Below are 8,650 nucleotides of genomic sequence, written 5' to 3' on the forward strand. Positions count from 1 at the left end.
TGCGATGCTTGCGATACGCACACCGAAAATAAGGCCCTTTTGTTTAAATTCCCCGTTATCTTTTGTGCTAAACAAATCAACCTGTAGTTTTACGCCATGATGAGAAAATACCCCTTGCTGACGGCCCTCCTGCTCGCGGTTTCGAGCCTTCTCTATGCCCAAAATGAGTACGAACTGAATACCGGCTGGAAATGCCAGGCGATCGGCGACGTTCATGCTTCCGGCGAGAAGATCTCCCAATCCGGCTATCCCGTCAACAAGTGGCTCGACGCTACCGTCCCGGGCACCGTCCTGACAACGCTCATCAACAACAAACTCGAACCCGATCCCTTCTTCGGACTCAACAACCAAAAGATCCCCGATATCTATACCACCGGCCGTGACCACTATACCTACTGGTTCGTAAAAAACTTCAAAGAGCCCAAAGGGCAGGACCAGGTATGGCTTGACCTCCGCGGCGTCAACTACTCCTGCGAGGTCTTCCTCAATGGCCACAAGCTGAACGAGCGGACCCACTATGGCATGTACCTGCGCCAATCGTATAACATCACAAAGGCGCTTGCCCCCAACGGCGACAACCGTCTCGCCATTCTCGTCTATCCCCCCGATCCCGTCGGCAACCCCAATGGCGGCCAGGGCGGCGACGGTGAGATCGCCCGCAACGTCACCCATCAGTACGTCGCCGGCTGGGATTGGATCCAACCCATCCGCGACCGCAACACCGGCATCTGGGATAAAGTGACCATCCACCGCAGCGGAGCGATTCGCATCCGCAACCCGCATATCGTCACCGAGGTATCCGGAATCCGTTTCCCCGATGTCCCCGCCGCGCAACAAGCTCCCGCCGTAGTCCGCGTCAGCGCCGAACTCGAAAATACCAGCGCCGACTCCGTCAAAGGCGTTCTCTCCTATGTGCTCGACGGCGAAACCACCTCGGCCGATATTAAACTGCCTCCTGGTGTCACAAAAGAGATCAATCTCCCCTTCCATATTATCAACCATCCGCGGCTCTGGTGGCCAAACGGCTATGGAACGCAGGAACTCTATCATGCGACCCTTACCATCGGCGCCGATTCCGTCCCCCTCGACTTCGGCGTCCGCCAACTCGCCACTGTCTGGAACACGACCACGCACTCCAGCGAACTCACCGTCAACGGCCAAAAGATTTTCATAAAAGGCGGCAACTACATCGTCTCCGACGAACTGCTCCGCCTCAGCCCCGAACGCTATGACGCCGAAGTCCGCTTCCACCGCGACATGAACCTCAACCTCATCCGCGTCTGGGGCGGCGCCCTGACCGAACGCCCCGAGTTCTATGACGCCTGCGACCGCTATGGCCTCCTCGTCTTCCAGGACTTCTGGAACTCCGGTGACTGCAATGGCCGCTGGGAAGACCCGATGAAAAAAGAAGATCAGTGGACCCGCAAAAAATATCCCGATGACCACGGTCTCTTCATCGCCTCCGCCGGCGACCAGGTAAAACTGCTGCGCAACCATCCCTCGCTCGCCTTCTGGTGCGGCGGCAACGAAATCACCCCGCCCGAAGACATTTTCCGGGCCCTTAAGGATTCCATCATCCCCGACCTCGACGGCACCCGCACCTTCATCGACTACTCCAATTCGGACAGCATGTCCTTCAATAATTTCGGCGGCAACGGCGACGGCCCCTATGGCATCCAGGATATAAAGGCCTTCTGGGGCAAAAGAACCTACCCCTTCAACTCCGAAATAGGCTCGGTCGGCACGGGTGACTACGAATCCCTGCAACGCTTTATCCCCGCCGATCATCTCGTCGCCCCCGTTTATCACGGCAAGGGAAAAGATGGCGAAGCAACCGCAGACCCACTCTGGACTTACCACAAATACATCGGCTACGACTCCTCGGTATACGCTTATGGTCCCATAAAAGACCTCCGCGACTTCGCCGAGAAAGCCCAACTGGTCAACTACGACCAGTACCGCGCCCTCATGGAAGGGTTCAGCGCCCATATGTGGGAATGGTACACGGGTACCATCATCTGGAAAACACAAAATCCCTGGACCGCCCTCCGCGGCCAGATGTACGATTATTATCTCGACCCCAACGCCTGTCTCTATGGCCTGCACACCGGAAGCCAGCCGCTGCACATCATGTATGACCCCGTCACCGGCATGACCATGATCGCCAACAATACTTTCCGCACCGTTCGCGATCTCATGATGCAGGTACAGGTCCTCGATATGAACGGAAAAACCCTGAGCCACAGCCAGCAATTCTTCGAGGTCGGGCCCACCCTCGCAAAGAACTATCTGCCCATCGGCCATCAACTCGACCGGCTGCGCAGCAAAGAAGGCATCTTCCTCTCCCTGCGGCTTCTCGACGTCAATCAAAAGATCGTCAGTGATGACTTATATTGGCTTCCTGATTCCACAGGGATGTATAGCGGTCTTCAGCATATGCCCGCCTCCGGTCTTGTCGTAACCGCCAACCGCACCCGGCAGGCGGCCGCCACAACCACCGCCCCGGCCCGCATCACCGTCACCCTGAAGAACCCCGCCGGCGGCCCCGTCGCCTTCTTCAACCGGCTATCCCTCGTCGATCCCGCCACAAAGCAACGCCTGCTCCCGGTCTTTTATAGCGACAACTATGTGTCTGTATTGCCCGGCGAATCCAAAACCATCACGCTGGACTACACGCCCAAACCCGGCGTGACGCCACTCGTGTCGGTGCGCGGCTGGAATCTCGAAGAAAAGACCTACCCCGTGAAGTGATCGCGGTAGCGTTTCTTGAAATCCGATGGATTCATCCCCTCGTGCTTTCGAAACAACTTATTAAAATAGGAAATACTCTCCAGGCCGACATCAAACGCCACCTCCGTCACCGAGCGGCCCTGTAACAACAACGTCTTGGCCTGCCCGATACGGTATTGATTCACAAAATCCGTGAACGTCATCCGCGTCTGCCGCTTGAAATACCGGCAAAACGCCGCCGTGCTCAGATGCACCTGCGACGCCACCTCGTTGACATCGGGGCCATTGTCATAACGCTGATGGATATATTCATACACCGACGACATCCGGATCTTATCCGTCAACATACTCTTCACCCCGGTGGGCTCCTCGTTTAGCTGCACGACATCCGCCCGTTCATCCGCCAGTTCGTAAAAGATGCGCAGCAAGGCCACCAGCTGTTCGAAGTGCCCCAGCCCGAACATCGCCTTCAATTCCTCACCTACCCGCTGCTTGACCGCCCCGCCAAAAGACAGCCCAAACGCCGCCCGCGCAAAAAGCCGCTCGACACCCGATAACTCCGGCGTATGCAGCAACGCGTCGCCCAGAAAATCGGCTTTCAACTGCACCACCACCTGGTGATACTCCGTCTTCAGTCCGTAATCAAAATTAAGATGCGGGATATTCGGGCCGATCAGTACCAGGTCGCTCTCCACATAACTGGAGACATGAAGTCCGACATGCCGGATCCCGGCCGTCGCCTCCACGTACACTAATTCATACTCGGGATGATAATGCCAGTAAAAATGGTCCCGCAGACTCGGCGAAAAGAGCCGGAAGCTCTGGCCTTCACCCGGTGTCACGATCTCCCGTTGAACCTTCATAAACTGAAATTAGGCAAAAACCCCTCAAAATCGGTCAATACAGAGCAAAAAATGGTCATCCACGGGGTTGCCGCCCCATCCACGGGGCCGGACCTTTACATCGTCAAAACAACACCTCATATGCAAAAGACACCTACCGTCAACGCAACCATGGCTCCCACGATCCCCGATAATGCTCACAAGGATATCCCCGGCAACCCCTCCACCGCCACCAGCAGCAAGATCCGCCTCCGCCGGACCCTCGATGGCCCCCCGCTGAGAGTCCTCAGCGAAGCCGACTGGGAGTTCTGGCAGCACAACGGCTATGTCATCGTGAAACAGGCCGTATCCCGTGACCAGGTCACCGAAACGGCCCGCTTTCTTTGGGAATTCGAAGAGAAACAGGCCGGTGACCCCGCCACCTGGTACACCCCGCCCCGCGCCGAGATGCAGATGAAAGAGCTGACCAATACCGGCATGGTCGAGGTCTATAATAATCAACAACTCTGGAACAACCGCCAGATGCCCCGCGTCCATGCAGCCTTCGCCGATATCTGGGGCACCGAAAAGCTCTGGGTCACCATCGATCGCGCCAACCTCAATTTCCCCCTCCGGCCCGGTTTCGAATACAAAGGTTTTATCCACTGGGACTACGATCCGGAAACAAAGCCGCAAAACGTACAGGGTGTCCTTGCCCTCGCCGACCAGACCGACGAGAACATGGGCGGATTCCAGTGTATCCCCGAACTGTTCCAGACTTATGACACCTGGAAGCTCTCCCAACCCGAAGACCGCGACCACTTCAAACCCGATACAACAGGTTTCCAACTGGTCAAAGTAAAACTCGAAGCCGGCGACCTGCTGATCTTCAACAGCAGCCAGCCGCATGGCATCCGCCCCAACCTCAGCCAGGACAAGGTCCGCATCGCGCAATATATCTCGATGATGCCCGCCGAAGAGGACAACGGGCCGCTGCGCGACTGGCGTATCCGCTCCTGGCACGACAGGATCGCCCCCGAAGGCTATGCGTTCCCCGGCGACCCGCGCAACTGGGAGCAAACCCGCTACAGCACCGCCGAACTCTCGCCCCTCGGCCGCAAACTGCTCGGGCTTGACCGCTGGTAACGCTTCTTTAACAAAAGCGCGGGTATCTTTGTATATATGCATATGAAGATCCCCGCGCTCATCATAACCACTCTTGCCCTTGCATCCTGCGGCTCCTCCCGCCAGGCCACCAGCCCCGACCCGGGCACCGACAACTGGCAACGCCTGCCCCTCACCATCGACGGCAGCGATAAAGACTGGACAAGACCACTTCCCTATGGCATTTCCTCGGAGAAGCTAACCTACTCCGTCACCAACGACGATCAATATCTCTATATCCTTCTCGAAACAAAAAACCCGCAGCAACAACAAAAGATCATCCAGGGCGGCATGACCATCTGGGTCAACACAAAAGCGGATAAAAGCGAATCCGGCTCCGTCGGCATCGGCTATCCCCTCGAGGCGCGCGTCGACCGCGACCGCCAGATCATGGAAGAAGCACAGCCCGACCGCTATAAGAATAACAAGCCGGTCACCCTCGAAGACAAAAAAGACTACGCCCTCTACGGCTTTACCCGCGACACCGCCGGCACCTTTTCCTACGGCAACGACGACAACCCGCAGGGCGTAAAGATGCGCATGGATTATAGCAACGAAGGCGATCTGATCTACGAAGCCGCCATCCCGCTCCCGACACTCTACCCCAATCATAATCCGTCGGCTTCCTATGCCGCCAACAGCGTCGCCGTCGGCATCTTCATCGAAGGCCTTCCCCCCGATGCCCGCGTTCCCCGTGGCGGTGGTGGAGGCGGCCCTGAGATCGGCGTAGGCGGCGGTCTTGGCTTCGGCTCCTTTGGCAGCGGCGGCGGCATCGGGATCTCTATCGGCACCGGCTCGCTCATCGGCGGTGGCGGTGGCGGCAGGAAACAACTTTTCCGATCGACCCAGACCTGGCAGGTCGTTCAACTTGCCCGCGGCCACTCCGCGGGGACTGCACCTAAACCATTCTAAAACAGGTTTTCCACCGGTATTGCACGAAGGTCCGCATGGCCCGATCATTGTTAAACAAGGGTTGTAACTACACATTGTTTCACAATAATCTACATGTATGAAAAAAGTCCTTCACCTCTTGGCTCTCGCCGCCACAACCACTTTATTTTTAGCTAGTTGCGTCCCGACCCGCCGTTGGAAGGCCTCCGAAGCGGCTCTTGCCTCCGTCCGGGCCGACAGCTCCCGCCTCGCCCAGCAGGTCGCTCAGCATGAAGCCACCATTGGGCAATTAAAACAACAAATTGGGGATTTGAACACAAAGATCAGCGATCTCCAAAACCAATCCGGTCTCACCCAGAACCAGCTCAACCAAAGCAAGGAACAGATCGCCGAACAACGCCGCCGCCTCGCGCAGCTGCAAGCCCTGATGGATCAGCAAAAACGCGCCATCCAGGATATCCGTAAGAAGATGACCGATGCCCTCGTCGGCTTTAACTCCAGCGATCTCTCCGTGGCCATAAAAAACGGGAAGGTATATGTGAGCCTTTCCGAGAACCTCCTGTTCCCCTCCGGCAGCGCTACCGTCAACCCCAAGGGTAAAGAGGCGCTTGGCAAACTGGCCACCGTCCTCAATACCAACCCCGATATCACCGTCGACATCGAAGGCCATACCGACTCCGTTCCCATTCACGGTCGCTATCCCGACAACTGGGCCCTCAGTGTCGCCCGCAGCACGGCAATCGTTCGCATCCTGACCACGGACTACCAGGTTGACCCGATACGCATCGTCGCCTCCGGTCACAGCCAGTACGATCCCGTCCAGCCGAACAGCACGCCCGAAGGCCGCGCCCTCAACCGCCGCACCGAGATCATCCTCTCCCCGAAACTCGACGAACTGTACCGGCTCCTCGAATCAGGGCCGACTCCCGAATAAACTCATCCAGGCCCCTGCACAGCAGGGGCTTTTTTATCTATCTTGCATCTATGAATACCATTCAACAAGATCTTTTCGTCACAACCGGTCTGCTCGCCTGGGAACAATCCATCAAAAGGGCCACCGGTTTCTTCGACAAATGCAGTGATGAAGAACTGCTTCAACCCATCCTTCCGGGCAAGAACCGCGTCATCTATCTGCTGGGCCACCTGGCCGCCGTGCATGACCGGATGTTTCCCCTGCTGTCCCTCGGCGATCGCCTTTATCCGCATCTCGACGATCTCTTCCTGACCAATCCCGATAACCCGGAAGCCGCGTACCCGGCCGTTCACGAACTGCGTGACGCCTGGAACAAGGTCAACACCGGCCTCACCGAACAGTTTCGTAGTTGGTCACCCGAAGAATGGCTGCAGAAACATACCGCCGTTTCCGACGAGGACTTCGCAAAGGAACCGCACCGCAACCGGCTATCCGTCGTGATCAACCGCGCCGGCCACGTACAGTATCATCTGGGCCAGCTCGTTTGGTACAAAAAATAAGGTAGATTTGCATCCATAAACAACGCAGACATCCATGTCTTTCTTCCAGGATAAAGTAGTCGTCATCACCGGTGGCAGCGACGGCATCGGCAAAGCCCTGATCGAAGCCCTGATCCCGCTTGGCGCCAGAGTGGCAACCTGCGGGCGCAGCCATGACAAGATCTATAAGCTGCAGATGGAATATGCCCGCGTCATGCTCCATGCCGTGGCCTGCGATGTCAGCAACGATGAGGAATGTCGTCAATTCATCGAATCGACCATCGATACCTTTGGCCGCATCGATATCCTAATCAACAATGCCGGGATCTCCATGCGTGCGCTGTTTACGGACTGCGATCTCAACGTCACAAAAAAGGTCATGGAGATCAACTTCCTCGGGGCGGTCTACTGTACCAAATATGCACTTCCCTCGATACTCGCCAACAAGGGCGCGATCGTCGGGGTTTCCTCCACCGCCGGATACCGCGGCCTGCCCGGCCGAAGCGCTTATTCTGCATCCAAATTTGCCCTGCAGGGCTGGCTGGAGTCACTCCGTACCGAACTCCTCCACAGCGGTGTTCATGTCATGTGGGTCTGCCCCGGTTTCACGGCTTCCAATATCCGCCTCGCGGCGCTCGACTCACACGGCGTCGCCCGCGGCGAGACCATCCTCAACGAAGGCGGCCTGATGACCGCGGAAGAATGTGCCCGGCATATCCTCAAAGCGATCCAGCGCCGGAAACGAACCCTGGTGCTCACCCTGCTCGGCAAAGTCACCGTTCTCCTCAACAAAATGGCGCCCTCCCTGGCCGATAGGCTCACCTATAAACACTATTATAATAAGAAGGGGGAGTTCGTTAAATAACCGGCATGGCCCTAATCACCCTGACATCTGATATCGGTCATAAAGACTATCTCATTGGGGCTATAAAAGGCCAGCTGCTGCAACAGGATCCCGCCTTTCAACTGGTGGACATCTCTCATGAACTGTCCCCGTTCAACTACCCGCAGGCCGCCTATGTCTGCCGTAACGCCATCCGCCATTTTCCCCCGTTTACCTATCATATCATCCTGGTCAATCTCTTCGAAAAGAAACCCGACCAGCTCCTGCTGGCCTTTCATAAGGAACAATACCTGCTTTGTGCAGACAACGGCCTGCTCTCCATGATCGTCGAAGGCCGGCCGGAAATGGTCATCGGCCTCCCGCTCGACAAGATGGCCGTCAAGAATACCCTTTACTGTATCCGCGTCATGGGCCAGGCCATCCAGCAGCTGACAGGTGGCGCCGGTCTTCTCTCTATCGGCACCCCCGACGCCGGATTCACCGAGAAAAACCATCTCCGCCCCGTTTATGGCGACAATTGGATCGAAGGACAGATCATCTTTATCGATCACTTCGAGAACGTCATCGTCAATATCACCCGCGAACAGTTTGAAGAACAGCGCAGAGGCCGCGGGTTTCGCATCGTCTTCAAACGCGACGAGACGATCGACAAGATCAGCGAGACCTACGCCGATGTCGGCGAAGGCGAAAAACTGGCCATCTTCAACTCCGCCGGCTACCTCGAGATCGCCATCCAGAAAGGCAACGC

Annotated in this window: 8 protein-coding genes; 7 read left to right on the forward strand and 1 reads right to left on the reverse strand. The window is 56.9% G+C overall.

Annotated features, from left to right (window positions below):
• Window positions 1-96 precede the first annotated feature (96 nt).
• The gene (locus tag VGM48_RS09095; RefSeq protein ID WP_331578234.1) at window positions 97-2,751 is read left to right on the forward strand and encodes a glycoside hydrolase family 2 protein; all 2,655 of its coding nucleotides are present in this window, start codon (window positions 97-99) and stop codon (window positions 2,749-2,751) included.
• On the opposite strand, the gene VGM48_RS09100 is transcribed toward VGM48_RS09095, so the two are convergent.
• Window positions 2,736-3,593 (reverse strand): AraC family transcriptional regulator, encoded by an 858-nt coding sequence (locus tag VGM48_RS09100; RefSeq protein ID WP_331578235.1) that lies wholly within the window; start codon window positions 3,591-3,593, stop codon window positions 2,736-2,738. The two genes, VGM48_RS09095 and VGM48_RS09100, sit on opposite strands and share 16 nt — an antisense overlap.
• Window positions 3,594-3,713: 120 nt before the next feature.
• Between VGM48_RS09100 and VGM48_RS09105 the strand changes: the two genes are divergently transcribed.
• From VGM48_RS09105 to VGM48_RS09130, 6 genes are all read left to right on the forward strand, one after another.
• A complete protein-coding gene (locus VGM48_RS09105) occupies window positions 3,714-4,697 on the forward strand; it encodes a phytanoyl-CoA dioxygenase family protein (RefSeq protein WP_331578236.1) in 984 nt (327 codons plus the stop codon).
• 36 nt (window positions 4,698-4,733) lie between these two features.
• Window positions 4,734-5,627 (forward strand): hypothetical protein, encoded by an 894-nt coding sequence (locus VGM48_RS09110; RefSeq protein WP_331578238.1) that lies wholly within the window; start codon window positions 4,734-4,736, stop codon window positions 5,625-5,627.
• A 97-nt stretch (window positions 5,628-5,724) separates the two neighbouring features.
• Window positions 5,725-6,540 (forward strand): OmpA family protein, encoded by an 816-nt coding sequence (locus tag VGM48_RS09115; protein WP_331578240.1) that lies wholly within the window; start codon window positions 5,725-5,727, stop codon window positions 6,538-6,540.
• A gap of 50 nt (window positions 6,541-6,590) precedes the next feature.
• On the forward strand, window positions 6,591-7,079 hold the full coding sequence (locus VGM48_RS09120) for a DinB family protein (protein ID WP_331578242.1): 489 nt from the start codon (window positions 6,591-6,593) through the stop codon (window positions 7,077-7,079).
• Between the two features lie 34 nt (window positions 7,080-7,113).
• Entirely contained in the window at window positions 7,114-7,923 is an 810-nt protein-coding gene (locus VGM48_RS09125) for an SDR family oxidoreductase (protein ID WP_331578244.1), read from the forward strand.
• Between the two features lie 5 nt (window positions 7,924-7,928).
• A partial coding sequence (locus VGM48_RS09130) for an SAM-dependent chlorinase/fluorinase (RefSeq protein ID WP_331578246.1) occupies window positions 7,929-8,650 on the forward strand: 722 nt, incomplete at its 3' end.

This window comes from Puia sp., from assembly GCF_036500295.1.
Classification (GTDB): Bacteria; Bacteroidota; Bacteroidia; order Chitinophagales; family Chitinophagaceae; genus Puia.